This window comes from Rhizobium sp. R635, from assembly GCF_002211285.1.
Classification (GTDB): Bacteria; Pseudomonadota; Alphaproteobacteria; order Rhizobiales; family Rhizobiaceae; genus Rhizobium.
Map to the genome: position 1 here is coordinate 74,108 of NZ_LOKX01000006.1, position 16,490 is coordinate 90,597.

The 16,490-nt window shown below is 62.2% G+C and carries 17 protein-coding genes; 10 read left to right on the top strand and 7 right to left on the bottom strand.

Annotation, left to right across the window (positions count from 1 at the left end):
- The first annotated feature begins 12 nt into the window (after positions 1 to 12).
- From ATY78_RS07180 to ATY78_RS07195, 4 genes are all read left to right on the top strand, one after another.
- The gene (locus ATY78_RS07180; protein ID WP_088681655.1) at positions 13 to 1,017 is read left to right on the top strand and encodes an ABC transporter permease; all 1,005 of its coding nucleotides are present in this window, start codon (positions 13 to 15) and stop codon (positions 1,015 to 1,017) included.
- A gap of 85 nt (positions 1,018 to 1,102) precedes the next feature.
- Entirely contained in the window at positions 1,103 to 2,050 is a 948-nt protein-coding gene (locus ATY78_RS07185) for a substrate-binding domain-containing protein (RefSeq protein WP_088681656.1), read from the top strand.
- Between the two features lie 247 nt (positions 2,051 to 2,297).
- The gene (locus ATY78_RS07190; protein WP_012759029.1) at positions 2,298 to 3,350 is read left to right on the top strand and encodes a sugar phosphate isomerase/epimerase; all 1,053 of its coding nucleotides are present in this window, start codon (positions 2,298 to 2,300) and stop codon (positions 3,348 to 3,350) included.
- Between the two features lie 222 nt (positions 3,351 to 3,572).
- Positions 3,573 to 4,760, top strand: a complete 1,188-nt coding sequence (locus tag ATY78_RS07195) for a Gfo/Idh/MocA family oxidoreductase (RefSeq protein WP_088681657.1) — start codon at positions 3,573 to 3,575, stop codon at positions 4,758 to 4,760.
- Positions 4,761 to 4,844: 84 nt separating this feature from the next.
- Here the strand turns inward: ATY78_RS07195 and ATY78_RS07200 are convergent, their stop codons facing one another.
- Complete coding sequence (locus ATY78_RS07200) at positions 4,845 to 5,246, bottom strand: DoxX family protein (RefSeq protein WP_088681658.1); 402 nt, start codon at positions 5,244 to 5,246, stop codon at positions 4,845 to 4,847.
- A gap of 251 nt (positions 5,247 to 5,497) precedes the next feature.
- On the opposite strand from ATY78_RS07200, the gene ATY78_RS07205 reads away from it, so the two are divergent.
- Both ATY78_RS07205 and ATY78_RS07210 read left to right on the top strand, forming a co-directional pair.
- Entirely contained in the window at positions 5,498 to 6,871 is a 1,374-nt protein-coding gene (locus ATY78_RS07205) for a GH1 family beta-glucosidase (protein WP_088681659.1), read from the top strand.
- A 96-nt stretch (positions 6,872 to 6,967) separates the two neighbouring features.
- Positions 6,968 to 9,181 carry an EAL domain-containing protein gene (locus ATY78_RS07210; RefSeq protein WP_088681660.1) on the top strand — a complete coding sequence of 738 codons (2,214 nt, stop codon included), beginning with the start codon at positions 6,968 to 6,970 and terminating at the stop codon, positions 9,179 to 9,181.
- A gap of 12 nt (positions 9,182 to 9,193) precedes the next feature.
- Here ATY78_RS07210 and ATY78_RS07215 read toward each other — a convergent pair whose 3' ends face one another.
- The 4 genes from ATY78_RS07215 to ATY78_RS07230 all read right to left on the bottom strand — a co-directional run bounded on the left by ATY78_RS07215 (position 9,194) and on the right by ATY78_RS07230 (position 12,150).
- Complete coding sequence (locus tag ATY78_RS07215; RefSeq protein WP_088681661.1) at positions 9,194 to 10,123, bottom strand: rhodanese-related sulfurtransferase; 930 nt, start codon at positions 10,121 to 10,123, stop codon at positions 9,194 to 9,196.
- Positions 10,124 to 10,192: 69 nt separating this feature from the next.
- Positions 10,193 to 10,669 carry a VOC family protein gene (locus ATY78_RS07220; protein ID WP_088681662.1) on the bottom strand — a complete coding sequence of 159 codons (477 nt, stop codon included), beginning with the start codon at positions 10,667 to 10,669 and terminating at the stop codon, positions 10,193 to 10,195.
- Between the two features lie 106 nt (positions 10,670 to 10,775).
- Positions 10,776 to 11,684, bottom strand: coding sequence for a CHAD domain-containing protein (locus ATY78_RS07225; protein WP_088681663.1), 909 nt, complete (start codon positions 11,682 to 11,684; stop codon positions 10,776 to 10,778).
- The gene (locus tag ATY78_RS07230; protein WP_088681664.1) at positions 11,662 to 12,150 is read right to left on the bottom strand and encodes a CYTH domain-containing protein; all 489 of its coding nucleotides are present in this window, start codon (positions 12,148 to 12,150) and stop codon (positions 11,662 to 11,664) included. The genes ATY78_RS07225 and ATY78_RS07230 overlap by 23 nt, the downstream gene beginning before the upstream one ends.
- A gap of 153 nt (positions 12,151 to 12,303) precedes the next feature.
- On the opposite strand from ATY78_RS07230, the gene ATY78_RS07235 reads away from it, so the two are divergent.
- The 4 genes from ATY78_RS07235 (at position 12,304) to ATY78_RS07250 (ending at position 14,750) form a co-directional block, all read left to right on the top strand.
- Complete coding sequence (locus ATY78_RS07235) at positions 12,304 to 12,942, top strand: 2-dehydro-3-deoxy-phosphogluconate aldolase (protein WP_088681665.1); 639 nt, start codon at positions 12,304 to 12,306, stop codon at positions 12,940 to 12,942.
- A gap of 113 nt (positions 12,943 to 13,055) precedes the next feature.
- Positions 13,056 to 13,775: a tellurite resistance TerB family protein gene (locus ATY78_RS07240; protein WP_088681666.1), complete on the top strand. Its 720-nt coding sequence runs from the start codon at positions 13,056 to 13,058 to the stop codon at positions 13,773 to 13,775.
- A gap of 76 nt (positions 13,776 to 13,851) precedes the next feature.
- Positions 13,852 to 14,547 carry a GNAT family protein gene (locus ATY78_RS07245; protein WP_088681727.1) on the top strand — a complete coding sequence of 232 codons (696 nt, stop codon included), beginning with the start codon at positions 13,852 to 13,854 and terminating at the stop codon, positions 14,545 to 14,547.
- Positions 14,544 to 14,750 carry a hypothetical protein gene (locus tag ATY78_RS07250; protein WP_088681667.1) on the top strand — a complete coding sequence of 69 codons (207 nt, stop codon included), beginning with the start codon at positions 14,544 to 14,546 and terminating at the stop codon, positions 14,748 to 14,750. Before ATY78_RS07245 ends, ATY78_RS07250 begins: the two co-directional genes overlap by 4 nt.
- A gap of 1 nt (position 14,751) precedes the next feature.
- On the opposite strand, the gene ATY78_RS07255 is transcribed toward ATY78_RS07250, so the two are convergent.
- Positions 14,752 to 15,828: a nickel/cobalt transporter gene (locus ATY78_RS07255; RefSeq protein ID WP_088681668.1), complete on the bottom strand. Its 1,077-nt coding sequence runs from the start codon at positions 15,826 to 15,828 to the stop codon at positions 14,752 to 14,754.
- Positions 15,822 to 16,463: a DUF1007 family protein gene (locus ATY78_RS07260; RefSeq protein ID WP_088681669.1), complete on the bottom strand. Its 642-nt coding sequence runs from the start codon at positions 16,461 to 16,463 to the stop codon at positions 15,822 to 15,824. The genes ATY78_RS07255 and ATY78_RS07260 overlap by 7 nt, the downstream gene beginning before the upstream one ends.
- Positions 16,464 to 16,490 lie beyond the last annotated feature (27 nt).

The following is a 16,490-nucleotide window of genomic DNA, read 5'->3' on the forward strand; positions in this document are numbered from 1 at the left end:
TTGGTTTTGGACATGAGTATTAACGAGGACACCAGGGAGATCCGGCGCAGGTCCTGGCGTGACGTTGATCTGCGCGCGGTTGCGCCGTTTGCCGCCTTGGCCCTGCTCCTGATCGTCGGCGCATTGGTCAACCCGAATTTCATCGGCATCACCAATCTCGCCAATGTCGCGACACGCTGCGCTTTCATTGCCATCATCGCGGTCGGCGCGACTTTCGTGATCTCGGCCGGAGACCTCGATCTTTCCGTCGGCTCGATGGTCGCCTTCGTCGCCAGTCTGATGATCCTGCTCATCAATTCGGGCGTCATTGCCGATCCGGTGCTGATGCTGACGGCTGCCGTGGTCTTTACGGTGATTGCCGGGGCTCTCTGCGGTCTGGCAAACGGCCTCATCACCACCGTCGGAAAGATCGAGCCGTTCATCGCCACGCTTGGCACGATGGGCATTTATCGCGGCCTGACCACCTGGCTGTCGCAGGGCGGCGCGATCACCTTGCGTTCGAGCGAAATCCAGACGCTCTACCGTCCGGCCTATTTCGGCAATATTCTCGGCATCCCCGTGCCGATCGTGGTGATCCTCGTGGTGACCGCGATTGCAGCCTTTATCCTGTACCGCACCCGTTACGGCCGCCATGTCGTGGCTGTGGGTTCGAACAGCGACGTCGCGCGCTATTCGGGCATTGCCGTCAACCGTGTGCGCACCATTGCCTTCGTCATCCAGGGGCTCTGCGTGGCGATCGCCGTGCTGCTCTATGTGCCGCGTCTCGGTTCCACCTCGGCAACGACCGGTATCCTGTGGGAGTTGCAGGCCATCACCGCCGTCGTCGTCGGCGGCACGGCTCTCAAGGGCGGCGCCGGCCGGGTCTGGGGCACGATCTGCGGCGCCTTCATTCTCGAACTCGTCGGCAACATCATGCTGCTGTCGAATTTCATCAGCGAGTATCTCATCGGCGCGATCCAGGGTGCGATCATCATCATCGCCATGCTGGTGCAGCGGTCGCTGGTTCGCAAATCCTAGACAAACGGCTTCTCGGATTGGCCGGGCTTCACAGGGCACCCGGCTCGGATTGGACAAGTCCCTGATATTTTTGGGAGGAAATAGCATGCGCAAGCTCATGTTGGGTCTGGCGGTTGCGGGGGTGGCTTTTGCCGGCGCAGCCTATGCCCAGGACAAGAACTACACGATCGGCGTCTCCATTCCGGCCGCCGACCACGGCTGGACCGCGGGGGTCGTGTTCCATGCCGAGCGCGTTGCCAAGAAGCTGATGGCGGAACATCCGGGCCTGAACGTCATCGTCAAGACCTCGCCGGATGCCGCGACGCAGGCAAACGCCGTGCAGGACCTCGATACGCAGGGCATCGATGCGCTCGTCATCCTGCCGTCGGATCCGGATCCGCTCGTCAACGCCATCAAGGAAGTCAAGGACAAGGGCAAGTTCGTCGCGCTCGTCGACCGTGCGCCTTCGAATAACGACAATTCCGTGCGCGATCTCTATGTGGCCGGCAACAATCCGGCGCTGGGCGAAGTCGCCGGCAAGTACATTGCCGAAAAGACGCCGGAAGCCGAGGTTGTCGTCATCCGCGGTCTGCCGATCCCGATCGATCAGCAGCGCCAGGACGGTTTCGACAAGGGTATCGCCGGCTCCAAGGTCAAGATTCTTGACCGCCAATACGGCAACTGGAACCGCGACGACGCGTTCAAGGTCATGCAGGACTATCTGACGAAGTATCCGAAGATCGACGTCGTCTGGTGCCAGGACGACGACATGGCCGTCGGCGTTCTCCAGGCCATCGAGCAGGCCAAGCGCACCGACATTCAGTATGTCGTTGCCGGCGCCGGCTCCAAGGACATGGTCAAGAAGGTCATGGATGGCGACAAGCTGATCCCGGTCGACGTTCTCTATCCGCCGGCAATGGTCGGCACGGCGATGGAACTGACGGCGGCTGCCCTCTACGATCAGGTTCCCGTTCACGGCAATTACATCCTCGACGCGACGCTCGTCACCAAGGAGAATGCCAAGAACTTCTACTTCCCGGATTCCCCGTTCTGATCCGATGACCGAAAGACGCGCCCATTCGAAAGGATGGGCGCGTTTTTATGCGCGCATGCGGCGCGTCGCCGAAAATGCTGCACGTACCTCTTGCCCGCCAACGCCCATCATGATTAGCTCGCGATCCTATCGCTCTGGCCTCGCGCCAAATCCGCGAGCCAATGCAAGGAAGCGCCTTGCACCCGCCAAATTGCGTGCTACAAGTTTTCAGAAACGTTTACGGTCGATATTCAGGGAGGAATCTGACATGAAGACGATCAAGGGTCCCGGCCTTTTCCTTGGCCAGTTCGCGGGCGATACCGCGCCTTTCAATTCCTGGGACGCGATCACCAAATGGGCGGCCGACATCGGTTACAAGGGCGTCCAGGTGCCGACCTGGGCAAGCCAGCTGATCGATCTGAAGAAGGCCGCGACGTCGAAGGATTATTGTGACGAATTCGCCGGCAAGGCCCGCGAAAACGGCATCGAGATCACCGAACTTTCGACCCATCTGCAGGGCCAGCTCGTCGCCGTTCACCCGGCCTATGACGAGGCTTTCGACGGCTTTGCGGCGCCGGAGGTGCGCGGCAATCCGAAAGCCCGCCAGGAATGGGCGGTCGAGCAGGTCAAGATGGCGCTGACGGCATCGAAAAACCTCGGCCTCAAGGCGCATGCGACCTTCTCCGGCGCGCTTGCCTGGCCCTTCATCTATCCCTGGCCGCAGCGTCCCGCCGGTCTGGTCGAGACCGCCTTCGACGAACTTGCCCGCCGCTGGACGCCGATCCTCAACCATGCCGATGAAAACGGCATCGACGTCTGCTACGAGATCCACCCCGGCGAGGACCTGCATGACGGCATCACCTTCGAGATGTTCCTGGAGCGGGTGAAGAACCATCCGCGCGCCAACATGCTCTACGACCCCTCGCATTACGTCCTGCAGTGCCTCGATTATCTCGACAACATCGACATCTACAAGGACCGCATCAAGATGTTCCACGTCAAGGATGCGGAGTTCAATCCGACCGGGCGCCAGGGCGTCTACGGTGGCTATCAGGGCTGGGTGGAACGCGCCGGCCGCTTCCGCTCGCTCGGCGACGGCCAGGTCGATTTCGGCGCGGTCTTCTCGAAGATGACCGCCAATAATTTCGACGGCTGGGCCGTGGTCGAATGGGAATGCGCGCTGAAGCATCCGGAGGACGGCGCCCGCGAAGGGGCCGAATTCGTGGCCGCCCATATCATCCGCGTCACCGAAAAGGCCTTCGACGACTTTGCCGGCAGCGGCACGGACCAGGCGGCCAATCGGCGCATGCTGGGGCTCTAGTTTCATTTTCCCTTCTCCCCAGCGGGGAGAAGATGCCCGTTAGGGCAGATGAGGGGGATGAGGAGCGATAGCGACGAATGCCTTGAGCGACAAGCGAAAGGCACCTGCCGCGAAGCCCCCTCATCCGACCCTTCGGGCCACCGACCAGGGTCGAGCCACAGGTCTCGACCCGTCCTTCGAACCCCCGCTGGGGAGAAGGGAAGAAAGATTGAGGAGGAATCAATGGCAATCGAAGCATCATCCGAACAGACCCGCGAGCCGCGAATCCGGCTCGGCATGGTGGGCGGCGGCGCGGGCGCATTCATCGGTGCGGTGCACCGCATCGCCGCGCGCATCGACGATCAGTACGATCTCATCGCCGGCGCATTGTCGTCAACGCCTGAGAAGGCCGTTCAGTCCGGTCGCGACCTCGGTCTCGACCCGTCGCGGACCTATTCCAGCTACCGCGAAATGGCGATCCGCGAGGCGAAGCTGAAGAACGGCATCGAGGCTGTGGCGATCGTCACGCCGAACCATGTGCATTACGACGCGGCCAAGGAATTTCTGAAGCGCGGCATTCATGTCATCTGCGACAAGCCGCTGACATCGAACCTCGCCGATGCGAAGAAGCTGAAGAAGGTGGCCGATGAAAGCGGCGCGCTCTTCGTGCTGACGCATAATTACACCGGCTATCCGATGGTCCGCCAGGCGCGCGAGATGATCGCGAACGGCGAACTCGGCGATATAAGAGTGGTCCAGGCCGAATATCCGCAGGATTGGCTGACGGAAGCGGTCGAGCAGACCGGCCAGAAGCAGGCGGCCTGGCGCACCGATCCGGCGCAGTCCGGTGTCGGCGGGTCCACAGGCGATATCGGCACACATGCCTATAATCTTGCCTCCTTCATCACCGGGCTGGAGCTCGACAGTCTCGCCGCCGATCTCGACAGCTTCGTTCCCGGCCGCCGGCTGGACGATAACGCCCATGTCATGCTGCGCTTCAAGGCGAAGGGCTCGGAGAAGCCGGCTAAGGGCATGCTCTGGTGCAGCCAGGTGGCGCCCGGCCACGAAAACGGCCTGATGGTGCGCGTCTACGGCACCAAGGGCGGGCTTGAATGGACCCAGAAGGACCCGAACTACCTCTGGTACACGCCTTTCGGCGAGCCGAAGCGGCTGATCACCCGTGGCGGCGCCGGCGCCGGAGCGGCCGCGGGCCGTGTGTCGCGCGTGCCCTCAGGGCATCCGGAAGGTTATCTCGAAGCCTTTGCGACGATCTATACGGAAGCCGCACATGCGATCAACGCCCGCAAGAAGGGCAAGGACGTGGACAAGGCGGTGGTCTATCCCACCGTCGACGAGGGCGTGAAGGGTGTCGCCTTCGTCGAGGCTTGTGTTGCCTCGTCCAAGAAAAACGGCGCCTGGGTCAAGGTCTGATCTTTGGTGATCCGCGCCTCGCATGGCGCGGAGTTGCTGGAAATGCCGAGGCAGCCCAAGGCCGCCTCGGCTTAGCGTCATGTCTCAGGCCACAGCGCGGTTGCGCTTCATGAGGCCGTCGACGCTGAGCGGCCCGGCGCCTGCCGCCACCAGATAGAGAAACACGAAGCAGAACAGGATCGCGGCGACGCCGCCGTTCTGCGCGGGATAAAAGCTCTTTCCCGCATGGCCGATGAAATAGGCGAAAGCCATCAGGCCCGAGAGCACGAAGGCTGCGATGCGGGTCTGGAATCCCACCAGGACGAGGAAGCCGAGGATGAGTTCGATCAGCCCGGCAATCCAGGAGAGCGAGCCCATCGGCGGCACGCTTGCGGCGGCGGGAAAGTGCAGGATCTTCTGTGTTCCGTAGCTGAAAAGCACGAGCGAGGAGACGATGCGCAGCAGGCTCAGCAGATGCGGTTGCAGCAGATGGATCGAAGACGGCATGGGATTCCTTTCATGTTCGCGATGTCTTCGCTGTGTAGTGATCATGGGCTCGGCAGCAAGTCACGACTGCTGACATTCGCGTTATGAGAGCGGTGGGGGCGGAAAGCATGCGACGAAACGATGCCGTCACAGCCGCTCTTTCGTTCTTACTGCAACGTTGCAGTTTTTCTTCCCGGGGACCTATACTTTGCTTTCCGGCTTGGCTAAATCCGGCCAACGTCAGTCCACATGCCGAGAGACGGGGATTACAGATGATCGATGCGAAGACGCTTGCAAGCCGCTTTCCCGGTGATTTCACCTTCGGCGTTGCCACCGCCGCCTTCCAGATCGAAGGCGCCAGCAAGGCCGATGGCCGCAAGCCGTCCATCTGGGATGCCTTCTGCAACATGCCGGGCCGCGTCTATAATCGCGATAACGGCGACATTGCCTGCGACCACTACAACCGCTTGGAGCAGGATCTCGATCTCATCAAGGATATGGGCGTCGAAGCCTATCGGTTTTCCATTGCATGGCCGCGCATCATTCCCGATGGCACAGGCCCGGTGAACGAGGCGGGTCTCGATTTCTACGATCGGCTGGTCGATGGCTGCAAGGCGCGCGGGATCAAGACCTTCGCGACGCTTTACCATTGGGACCTGCCCCTGCTGCTTGCCGGCGACGGCGGCTGGACGGCGCGTTCGACCGCCTATGCCTATCAGCGTTACGCCAAGACGGTGATGAACCGCCTCGGCGACCGTCTCGACGCCGTGGCGACCTTCAACGAACCCTGGTGCATCGTCTGGCTGAGCCACCTTTATGGCATCCATGCTCCCGGCGAGCGCAATATGCAGGCCGCCCTTCACGCCATGCATTACGTGAACCTCGCCCATGGCCTCGGCGTCGAGGCAATCCGCTCGGAAGCTCCCAATGTGCCGGTCGGACTCGTGCTCAACGCCGCCTCGGTCATCCCGGGCTCCGACAACCCGGCCGATCTTGCCGCCGCCGAACGCGCGCATCAATTCCACAACGGCGCCTTCTTCGATCCTGTCTTCAAGGGCGAGTATCCGAAGGAATTCGTCGAGGCGCTCGGCGATCGCATGCCCGTCATCGAGGATGGCGATATGAAGCTCATCAGCCAGAAGCTCGACTGGTGGGGTCTGAATTACTACACGCCCGAGCGCGTCACCGACGATGCCGAACGCAAGGGTGATTTCCCCTGGACGGTGAAAGCGCCGCCGGCAAGCGACGTCAAGACCGATATCGGCTGGGAAATCTATGCGCCGGCATTGAAGCTCCTGGTCGAGGACCTCTATCGCCGCTACGAACTGCCGGAATGCTACATCACCGAGAACGGCGCCTGCGACAATACCGATGTCGCCGACGGCGAGGTCGACGATACGATGCGGCTCGACTATGTCGGCGACCATCTCGATGTCGTGGCCGGCCTCATCAAGGACGGCTATCCCCTGCGCGGCTATTTCGCCTGGAGCCTGATGGACAATTTCGAATGGGCGGAAGGTTATCGGATGCGCTTCGGTCTCGTCCATGTCGATTACGAAACCCAGGTCCGCACGGTGAAGAAAAGCGGCAAGTGGTACAGCGAACTCGCGGCGCAATTCCCCAAGGGGAATCACAAAGCGGGTTGATCGTTGCCCTTGGGGCCGCGGACACAAAGATCTGCAGTGTTTGCTTAAACGTTTTTGAACGCTTGACTGGCAAAGTCTGGCGGTCAGGGAGCCGTGATGCAGACAGTCGGGAAGTCGCAGAGCAAGGGATCGGGAATAGGCCGTCACGCGACCGTCACCGGCGTGCTTTTCTCCTTCGCAGTCATCGTCGCAGTCGTCGCCATCATGGTGCTGACGGCGCTCGAGCGCGTGGCCGGAAATGCCAATCTTCTCGATGACGAGCGCTCGCGCGAGACGACCATCGGCGCGGTGAAGACCTTCGAGGATCAGCTCGGTGCGACCCTCGACGACTATGCGGCCTGGGACGATGCCGCCGCCAACGTCTACGCGCCCGACGGCATGGCCTGGACGGTCAGCAATTACGGCGAGATGTCGGTCAACAGCCCGCTTTTCGACATGGCGATCGTCATCGACGATGAGAAGAAGGCGATCATCGCCTATCGCGACGGTCAGCCGATGGAAGAGTCGCTCACGGATTTCTTCGCGCCCTCGCTTTGGACGCTGTTCGACAGGGTAAAGTCAGCAGGCCCTGCCGACCGTCCGCAGGCGGTCGGCTTCGTTACCACCAAACGCGGTATCGCCGCAGTGGGCGTGGCGCTGGTGCGGAAAAAATCCGGTGCGCTGGATGCGCCCGCCGGCCAGCATCGCTATCTCGTTTTTGCCCGCCATCTCGACGGCGAAAAGGTGGCAGCGCTCGGCCGGACCTATGTCATCGGCGGACTGAAGCTGGCGCCGCCGGCTTTCGAAGCCAGCTATTCCGTACCGATCGTCGATCCGGTGGGGACGACGCTCGGCAAGCTCGTCTGGACTTCGCGTCTTCCCGGCGATGTCGCTTATGCGCAGGTGTGGCCCATGGTCATCCAGGCGCTCGGGTTGATCGGGCTGTTCTTCATCGTGCTGCTGGTCATCGGCTGGCTTGTCGGCCGCCGGCTGAAGGGTGAGGAAAACAGCGCCCGCGAGGAGGCGCTGCGCGACAGGCTGAGCGGGCTCTCCAACCGCGATGGTCTCGGTCTCGCCGTCGATCGCTTCGTCGCCGAGGCACTCCATACCAAGCGCAATGTGCTGCTCCTCTATCTCGATCTCGATGGCTTCAAGGAAGTCAACGACAGTTATGGCCATGGCACCGGCGATCAATTGATCCGCGCGGTCGCGGCCGGCCTCGATGTGCTCATTCCGCAAGGCGCGGTTCTTGCCCGCATCGGCGGAGACGAATTCGCGATCGCCTTTCTCTCCGACGGCGAACATGCCGCCGCCCTGCAGCTTTCCGAACAGATTCTCGATTTTCTTGCCGATCCGCTGGAGATCGGTCGCCGCGTCGTGGTCGTCGGGGCGAGCATCGGCATCGCCATGTCGCCCGCCGGCGCAATCGGCCGCGAAGAGCTGGTGCGGCGCTCAGACCTTGCCATGTACAAGGCGAAGGAGGCCGGCCGCGCGCGCATGACGCTCTACGATCCGTCGATGGATGCCGACCGGGAACAGCGCAACGCGCTGGAGATCGATCTCCGGGTTGCGATCGAAAGCGGCGACCTGACGCTCGCCTACCAGCCGCTGGTCGATGCGGGAACACATGCGCTGACCGGCGTCGAGGCACTGGTGCGCTGGAATCGCCCGGGCCATGGCCCCGTTTCACCTGATGTCTTCATCCCGATCGCCGAGACCAGCGGGCTCATCGAATCGCTCGGCCTGTTCGTGCTGCGCAAGGCCTGTGAAACGGCCAAGCAATGGCCGGGGCTCGCCATCTCGGTCAACGTCTCTCCCGGCCAGTTCCGCAATCCCGCCTTCACCGACTATGTGCGTTACGTGCTGAAGCAGACGGAAATCGAAGCCGGCCGCGTCACGCTCGAGATCACCGAAGGCTACATGATCCAGAATCCGCAGCGCACCCGCCAGTCGATCGAACGGCTGAAGGGGCTGGGGGTCAAGGTGGCGCTCGACGATTTCGGTTCCGGCTTCTCCTCGATCGGCTATCTCAGGCAGTTCGGCTTCGACCGCATCAAGATCGATCGCTCGCTGGTCATGGGCGTCGACGAGGACAAACGGCAGCGCGAGATGCTGCAGGCGACGGTGGCGCTTGCCCGCTCGCTCGACATTCCCGTTACGGCCGAAGGCATCGAGACCGAGGCCCAGGCCGTCGCCATGCGCCTTTTCGGCTGCGATTGCCTGCAGGGTTATTTGTTCGGGAAACCAATGACGGCCGACCACATCAGCGCAATGCTGAACGAACGGCGTCTAGGCGAACCGGCAGCGCAGCGCCGTCTTGGTGCGGCCTGACCGGCATTGAATTCAGCTGCCGATGTGGCGCTGGCCGCGTTTCTTTGCGAGCGCGATCTGATGCTGGCGCTGACGGTAACGCAACCGGTCTTCTTCCGTACGGGTGTGATAGCAGTGGCTGCAGGAAACGCCTTCCTCATAGAGCGGTGAGGTGATTTCCTCTGATGTGATCGGGTTGCGGCAAGCGTGGCATAGCTTGTGTTCGCCTTCCTTCAATCCGTGCTCGACGGAGACGCGTTCGTCGAAGACGAAGCAGGCGCCGTCCCAGAGGCTTTCCTCCTGCGGCACTTCCTCCAGATATTTCAGGATGCCGCCCTTCAGGTGATAAACCTCGTCGAAGCCCTCAGCCTTCATGAAAGCGGTGGCCTTTTCGCAGCGTATGCCGCCGGTGCAGTACATGGCGATCTTCGGCTTGTTGTGCAGGCCGGTATTCTGCCGCACCCAATCGGGAAATTCGCGGAACGTCTTCGTCTTGGGGTCGAGCGCACCGCGAAAGGTGCCGATCGCCGTCTCGTAGTCGTTGCGGGTGTCGATGACGATCGTATCGGGATCGGAAATCAGCGCGTTCCAGTCCTTCGCCGCTACATAGGTGCCGACCACTTTGTTGGGGTCGATGTCCTCGACGCCCATGGCGACGATTTCCTTCTTCAGCTTCACCTTCATGCGCAGGAAAGGCATTTTGGAGGCGCGGCTCTCCTTGTGCTCCAGGTCGGAAAATTCAGGCTGGGCGCGCAGGAAGGAAAGCACGGCGCCGATGCCGGCATCCGGGCCGGCAATCGTGCCGTTGATGCCCTCATGCGCCAGAAGCAGCGTTCCCTTGACGCCGTTCTCCTCGCACAGCGCCTGCAGCGGAGCCTGCAGGCTCTGAAAGCGCGGTACGGAAACGAAATGGTAAAGCGCCGCCACGAGGAACGGGCTGGTGTGTGTCAGGCTGTCGGTCATGGGCCGGAAATACAGAAAATCGGCGGGCCGCGCAATTGCCTTCCCCGATGGCAGTCTTGAGTGGCGAGATTACGCTCGCTCGCGCCATTCGGAAAACGGCCGTATGCCGAAGCTTCGGTCGGGCGCGTCGTCGAGAATGCCGATGAATTCGATCGAGTGCCCGTCCGGATCCTTGAAATAGATCGACAGTGCCGGCATCCAGCCGAAAACCACCGGTTCCGTTGCCGGTTCGCCGCCAAAGCCGAGAGGTTCAACGCCCTTTGCCTTGAGAATGGCGGGTGCCTGCAGCACGCCGTCGATGGTCATACGGAAAGCGATATGCAGCCGCATCTTCAACGGACCGGTTCCTGTTTCCCAAAGGCCGAGCATGCCGGTCTTCCTGTCGTCCACCCAGAGGAAGGCGACCTTGCGCTCCTCGAAAGAGGCGGCCGGTTCGAGCCCGACGACATCGCGGTAGAAATCGACGGAGGTCTTGAGATCGGCAACGGTCAGATGGGTCTCGTAGAGCCCGAGCACCTTCGGCATCACGGCATTTTCGGCGGTCATTACTTCCTCGCGGTCAGATCTTTGTTGGTCGACCATCGGAGGCTAGGACCTCAAGATTGGTTGAGGTCAATGAGCTTTCACGATATTTTTCCGGATGTGCCGTTTCTCAGTTCGCGACCGCCAGCCAGAGAAGTTCGATGCGCTGTGCTTCTTCATCGGGATCGTCGGCGAAGACGGCCTCGGCTTTGACGAGCGCTTGCCGCCGGTCTTCCTGCTGGCGGAAGATGATGGCGTCGAGCAGATGGGCCAGATCGTCATTACGGGTGAAGAGCTGCGGTTCGGCTTCGACCAGTTCGGAAAGCACGGCGAGATCGTGAATGTGGCCGAGATCTTCGACGAGCTCCTTGGCCGCGTCGCGTTTGGCCTTCATCGCACCGGGCCAGACATCGCGCAACAGCGCGTGGTAAAGCCGATAATCATAGGTACGTTTGCGCAGTTCGTGAAAATCGTCGGCCGATGCGTCGCCGTGGCAGGCTACGAGCGCGGCCTTGGCTTTCCGCGCCGTGCGGCGCCAGCTCTTCGCCAGCATGCGGGCATTCTTGCGATGGCTGCCGTCGAAGGAGGCCGTGTCCAGCGCGGTTGTTGCCTCCTTCAGAATGCCTGTCGTTTCCGTCAGCCGCTCTTCCAAGCCTCGCTCGGCTTCCATCATCCAGTCGCGGCGTCCTTCGAGAATGGTGACGATGCGCCCAAGCGCTTCGCTTTCCTCTTCGTCCCGGGCGGTCTGCCGCAGATATTGCGCGGTGCCGATGAGGGCGGCGGCGTCACGGATGGCCGAAAGCGATCGTGCGGCATCGCGCAGCCGCGCATTTTCATGCGCCTGGAAGTCCGGCACCTCGCGGCTCACGAGCCGGTAGAGCGAGCGCAGACGCTTCAGGTTCTTGCGGAAGGAATGGATCGCCTCATGCGCACCGTCCGGCCGTTCATCGAGAATCGTGACGGCGTGTTCCAGCTGCTCCGTCGCGACGCTGCGGAACTCCTCGGTGAAATCGGCGTCAGGCCGTATGCGATAGGCCATGCCTGTCATGCCCATATTCTGTGGCAAGGGCCTGGTTGGAATAGCGGAAATCGCCGGTCACTTCACGGCCAAGCCAGGCGGGCAGCGCCGGCTTGTCGGTTTCGGCGGTCATTTCCACCTCGGCGATGACCAGGCCGCGATGTTCACCGGCAAAGACGTCGACCTCCCAGACGAAGCCTTCATGCGGAACGCGGTAACGCGTTTTCTCGATGACGATGCCGATCGCGTTCTGCAACAGCTCTTCGGCGTCGGCCACGGGGATATCGTATTCGAATTCGTCGCGGGTGATGGCGCTGCGGCCGATCTTGATCGTCAGCCTCGCTTTCCTGCCGTCGAGGATGCGCACCCGGAGAGACCGGTCGTCCATCGAGGCGATGTAGCCCTGCCTGAGAACGGACTTGGTCTCGACGGCGGAACGCCATCCATCGCTGCGTACCAGGAACTTCCGTTCGATCTCTTTCGCCATGCCGATGAGCCTTTTGTGACGATCATGGCACGGTAGCCCAATTTCCACGCCTTTCCTACCCATCTTGTCATATGAGCTGGTTTTATCTCGACAAGCCTCGGTGAGGGCGTTATTCCGGGTCGAATTCAATCGTTTCAAGGAAGTCGCACGACCATGGGCGAGAAAACAGAGAAGCTCCTTTCCATCCTGAAACTCCAGCCGGTCGTTCCGGTGCTGATCGTCGACGATGCGAAGTCAGCCGTGTCACTGGCGCGCGCACTTGTGGCCGGCGGCCTGAGGGCGATCGAGATCACCATGCGCACGCCGGCGGCACTCGAGGCCGTGCGCGCGGTTGCCGCCGAGGTCGAGGGGGCGGAGGTCGGCGCCGGTACGATCCTGAACGCTGCGCATTGGGAAGCTGCCGTTCAGGCCGGTTCGAAATTCATCGTCAGCCCGGGCACGACGCAGGAACTGCTGGATGCCGCCGCCGATTCCGACGTGCCGCTGCTTCCGGGAGCCGCGACCGCCAGCGAAGTCATGGCGCTACGCGAAGAAGGCTATCAGGTGCTGAAGTTCTTCCCCGCCGAGCAGGCCGGGGGTGCTGCCTATCTCAAGGCGCTCTCTTCGCCGCTCGCCGGCACGCTGTTCTGCCCGACTGGCAGCATTTCGCTGAAGAACGCCAGGGATTATCTCTCGCTGCCGAACGTCGTCTGCGTCGGCGGTTCGTGGGTTGCGCCGAAGGAGCTGGTCGCAGCCGGCGACTGGGCCGGCATTACCAAGCTTGCGGCGGAGGCCGCGGCACTGAAGGCCTGAGGTCGGATGGGCCGGGGATGAGCGTCAGGCACAATCCCCGCACCCTCTTATTTGTATTTCAGCCGTCGCAAACCTATGTTCTCCTCCGGCCTCAAACACGGAGATGACGAGGAATGTTCGACGCAAAGAAGCTTCTCGACCAATTCTTGGGTTCGCAGGTGCCGGGTCTCGGCGGCTCGGTCCGCGACAGGGCGGGCGAGGCCGTACAGACGGCAAAGAACAATCCGATGAAGACCGGTGCGATCGCAGCCGTGCTTCTCGGCACCAAGACGGGCCGCAGCATTGCTGGCAATGCGCTGGCGATCGGCGGTCTTGCCGCTATCGCCGGCCTTGGCTACCAGGCCTACAAGAATTACCAGGCGGGCCAGGCGCCCGCAGCCCCCTCGGATGCGCCGTCGGCAAACAATCCGGTTCTCCTGCCGCCGCCTGCCGAATCCGGTTTCGGGCCGGCATCGCCTGCCGGCAGCAATGAATTCGTGCTGGTGCTGATCCGCGCGATGATCGCCGCCGCCAAGGCCGACGGTCACATCGACGACGCCGAACGCGCCCTCATCATGGACAGGATCAAGGTCGCCGACGTCAGCGGCGAGGCTGCAGCCTTCATCGAGAAAGAACTCGCTTCGCCGACGGACATCGATGCGCTCGTCGCGGCAGCGGTGACGGAAGAACAGCGCGTCGAGCTCTACACCGCTTCGCGGCTCACCATCGAGCCGGATTCGCGCGCCGAGCGCGGTTATCTCGATCTGCTGGCAGGCCGGCTCGGCCTTGCCGATCAGCTGGTCGACCATATCGAGGCGACGGTATCCTCCGCCAAAGTTACCTTGTCACAGTAGCATCCAGGCCGGTTGCCTTTGTCGGGCGGCTGGCCTATCCACTCCCCGGGGAAGGCTCTAGAAAAGGGGAGTGAAGATGCGTGATCTTGCAAATTTCAAGGGCTGCCCGGCGCCGAAGCCGGTCACGCTGAAAGGACGTTTCGTCACGGTCGAACCCTATCGGCGCGCGGAACATCTCGAGGCGCTGTGGGACGGGCTGGGCGGCATGGGGATCAACCCGCTGCTTCTTTATTTCGCGCAGGACGATTTCTCCGGCATTGAGGATTTCGCCAACTGGCTGGAAAACGTCTATACCAAGTCCGGCTGGCTCACCCATATCTTCCGTGACAACGCCACCGGCAAGATTGTCGGCATGGCGAATTACATGCGCGCCGACCCGGCAAACGGCGTCATCGAAATCGGCGGGGTGGCGCATGGTCCCGACATGAAGCGCTCGCCGCTTTCCACCGAAGCGCACTACCTGATGGCCAAGCACGTCTTCGAGGATCTCGGCTACCGTCGCTACGAATGGAAATGCGACAACAAGAACGAGGCGAGCAAGACGACGGCCCTGCGCTACGGCTTCAGCTTCGAGGGCGTCTTCCGCCAGCACATGATCTCCAAGCACCGCAACCGCGACACCGCCTGGTTCTCGATGATCGACAGTGAATGGCCGCTGATCAATCAGGCCTTCGAAGCCTGGCTTTCGCCCGGGAATTTCGACGCTGCCAGCAGCCAGATCCGCCGCCTGGAGGATATCCGCGCCGATCTGGAAAAGGAGCGGCTCGTATGAGCCCGGAAAGCCGCTCGCAGGCAGTTGCCGCCGCCATCATCCTGCTCGGCGCCGGCCTCGTTTTCTATTTCCTGCCGACCATTGTTCTATGGATCGGCAATTTCTCGCCGACGCTCGGGATACTCGTCGGCATCTGCCTGATCATGGCGTTTTTCGCGGTCTTCTGGCTGCGGGCGCGCTATCAGCGGGGCAGGGGAAAATAGCCTAACCTTGCAGCGAGGCACCGAGCAGCAGGGCGCCCATCAGGATGACGAGCACGGCGCCGAGGATTTCGATGGCGTTGCCGACCCAGACCGAGGCCGTCGAGCCGCGTCCTGAGAGGCGCACGGCCGCACCCTTGGCGGTGACGGCAAGCGTCGCGAGCAGCGATACGGTGATCGCCGTACCGAGCGACATGGCGGCGACCGAAAGCACGCCGCCGAGATAAAGGCCGTTCAGCAGCGAGAAGGTCATCACCAGCAGCGCACCGGAGCAGGGACGGAGGCCGACGGCGACGATTGCCGACCATGCCTCGCGGGCGCTGAACCTGTCGCCGCCGAGCAGCGCCGGATCGGGCACATGGGCGTTGCCGCAGGTTTCGCAGACCATGCCGGGAACGAAGGTATGGCCGGCTTCCACGGCCTGAGCCTTGCCGTTGAAGGCATAGGCCTGGCGTTCGGTCGCATTGTCCTTCCAGTCGAGCATCATGCTGACCGGACCGGCCGGCGTTGCCATCAGGCGGCGGCGCGGCAGACTGCCTATCATCGAGCGCAGTTTGCGAAAGAGCAGCCAGCCGCCGAAGAGGATGACCACGACGAAGCTGGCGATCTCCATCGCATGGGTCGCGGCCGTCAGCGTGATGCCGGTGCCGCGCAGCACCAGCCAGGCGCCGCCGACCAGCGCCACCGCCACCACGCCCTGGACGAAGGCCGAGATGAATGAGATCACCACGCCGCGCTTCAGCTCGACCTCGTTGGCGATCATATAGGAGGAAATCACCGCCTTGCCGTGGCCCGGGCCGGCGGCATGGAAGACGCCATAGGCGAAGGAAAGGCCGATCAGCGAGGCAAGCTGCCAGGGATCTTCACGCATCGCCTTCAAGGAGCCGGTCAGCGCGCGGTAGAAGGCCTGCTGCTCGTAGTTCACATAGAGCAGCAGCGGGGCGAGCGGACCGCCGGTCGGCTGGAAGCTCGGCTCCGCCGTGCCGATGCCGAGCGGCGATTGCGCATGGGCGAGGCTTGCCGCCGTCAGGAGCATGAGGCCCGTCGCGGAAAGGATCAGGGGCAGGCGTTTCGTCAGCATGTGACCTCCAGCCGGGTGGCGAAGAGTTTGGACATGTTGGTGCCGGTGGGATCGTTGAAGAAGGCGTCCGTCAGCGACTGCTTGTTTTGCGAGATCACCTGGTCGGCATCCGGCCGCACCACTTGATGCTTGCAGGCCTTGAAGCCATCGCCGACCATTGAAAGTTCGTTGTCTGTCGGAAAATCGATCGAGGTATAGAGTGTCGGGTCGTAGACGCCGAAGGTCAGCCTGCCCTTGAGCGGCATCTTCTCGACCGGCTTGACCGCGAAGAACATCAGCAGCTGGCCGTCCTTGTAGTCGACATGGATGATGTCAGGCTTCTGGACGGTGATGTTCTTTCCGTTGATCGTCAGGTTCATGTAGTAGTCGTAATCGGCAAGCGACTGCTTCACCGTCTTTCCGACCTCGGCGAGCTCGTTCGGCTCCAGCTTCAGATCGGTGTTCTTGTCGAAATCCATGACGACGGAGGAGGAGAAGACCTCGTCGAAGCGCCAGACATTGCGCAGTTCCTCGACGCTGCCGTCCTTGCCGGCCACGACTTCGAGACGCGCCTCGACGAAAATGTGCGGATGTGCAAAGGCGGCGGCCGGCGCGAGGGAAAGAAGCGCGGCCATCAGTATCGTCGAATGTCTCATCTATTCCGCTGCCGTTTCGGTGCCCGT

Excerpts from the sequence above, each read along its gene's own strand:
- ATY78_RS07180 (WP_088681655.1), top strand. The coding sequence starts at position 13 with ATGAGTATTAACGAGGACACCAGGGAGATCCGGCGCAGGTCCTGGCGT.
- ATY78_RS07185 (WP_088681656.1), top strand. The coding sequence starts at position 1,103 with ATGCGCAAGCTCATGTTGGGTCTGGCGGTTGCGGGGGTGGCTTTTGCC.
- ATY78_RS07190 (WP_012759029.1), top strand. The coding sequence starts at position 2,298 with ATGAAGACGATCAAGGGTCCCGGCCTTTTCCTTGGCCAGTTCGCGGGC.
- ATY78_RS07195 (WP_088681657.1), top strand. The coding sequence starts at position 3,573 with ATGGCAATCGAAGCATCATCCGAACAGACCCGCGAGCCGCGAATCCGG.
- ATY78_RS07200 (WP_088681658.1), bottom strand. The coding sequence starts at position 5,246 with ATGCCGTCTTCGATCCATCTGCTGCAACCGCATCTGCTGAGCCTGCTG.
- ATY78_RS07205 (WP_088681659.1), top strand. The coding sequence starts at position 5,498 with ATGATCGATGCGAAGACGCTTGCAAGCCGCTTTCCCGGTGATTTCACC.
- ATY78_RS07210 (WP_088681660.1), top strand. The coding sequence starts at position 6,968 with ATGCAGACAGTCGGGAAGTCGCAGAGCAAGGGATCGGGAATAGGCCGT.
- ATY78_RS07215 (WP_088681661.1), bottom strand. The coding sequence starts at position 10,123 with ATGACCGACAGCCTGACACACACCAGCCCGTTCCTCGTGGCGGCGCTT.
- ATY78_RS07220 (WP_088681662.1), bottom strand. The coding sequence starts at position 10,669 with ATGACCGCCGAAAATGCCGTGATGCCGAAGGTGCTCGGGCTCTACGAG.
- ATY78_RS07225 (WP_088681663.1), bottom strand. The coding sequence starts at position 11,684 with ATGGCCTATCGCATACGGCCTGACGCCGATTTCACCGAGGAGTTCCGC.
- ATY78_RS07230 (WP_088681664.1), bottom strand. The coding sequence starts at position 12,150 with ATGGCGAAAGAGATCGAACGGAAGTTCCTGGTACGCAGCGATGGATGG.
- ATY78_RS07235 (WP_088681665.1), top strand. The coding sequence starts at position 12,304 with ATGGGCGAGAAAACAGAGAAGCTCCTTTCCATCCTGAAACTCCAGCCG.
- ATY78_RS07240 (WP_088681666.1), top strand. The coding sequence starts at position 13,056 with ATGTTCGACGCAAAGAAGCTTCTCGACCAATTCTTGGGTTCGCAGGTG.
- ATY78_RS07245 (WP_088681727.1), top strand. The coding sequence starts at position 13,852 with ATGCGTGATCTTGCAAATTTCAAGGGCTGCCCGGCGCCGAAGCCGGTC.
- ATY78_RS07250 (WP_088681667.1), top strand. The coding sequence starts at position 14,544 with ATGAGCCCGGAAAGCCGCTCGCAGGCAGTTGCCGCCGCCATCATCCTG.
- ATY78_RS07255 (WP_088681668.1), bottom strand. The coding sequence starts at position 15,828 with ATGCTGACGAAACGCCTGCCCCTGATCCTTTCCGCGACGGGCCTCATG.
- ATY78_RS07260 (WP_088681669.1), bottom strand. The coding sequence starts at position 16,463 with ATGAGACATTCGACGATACTGATGGCCGCGCTTCTTTCCCTCGCGCCG.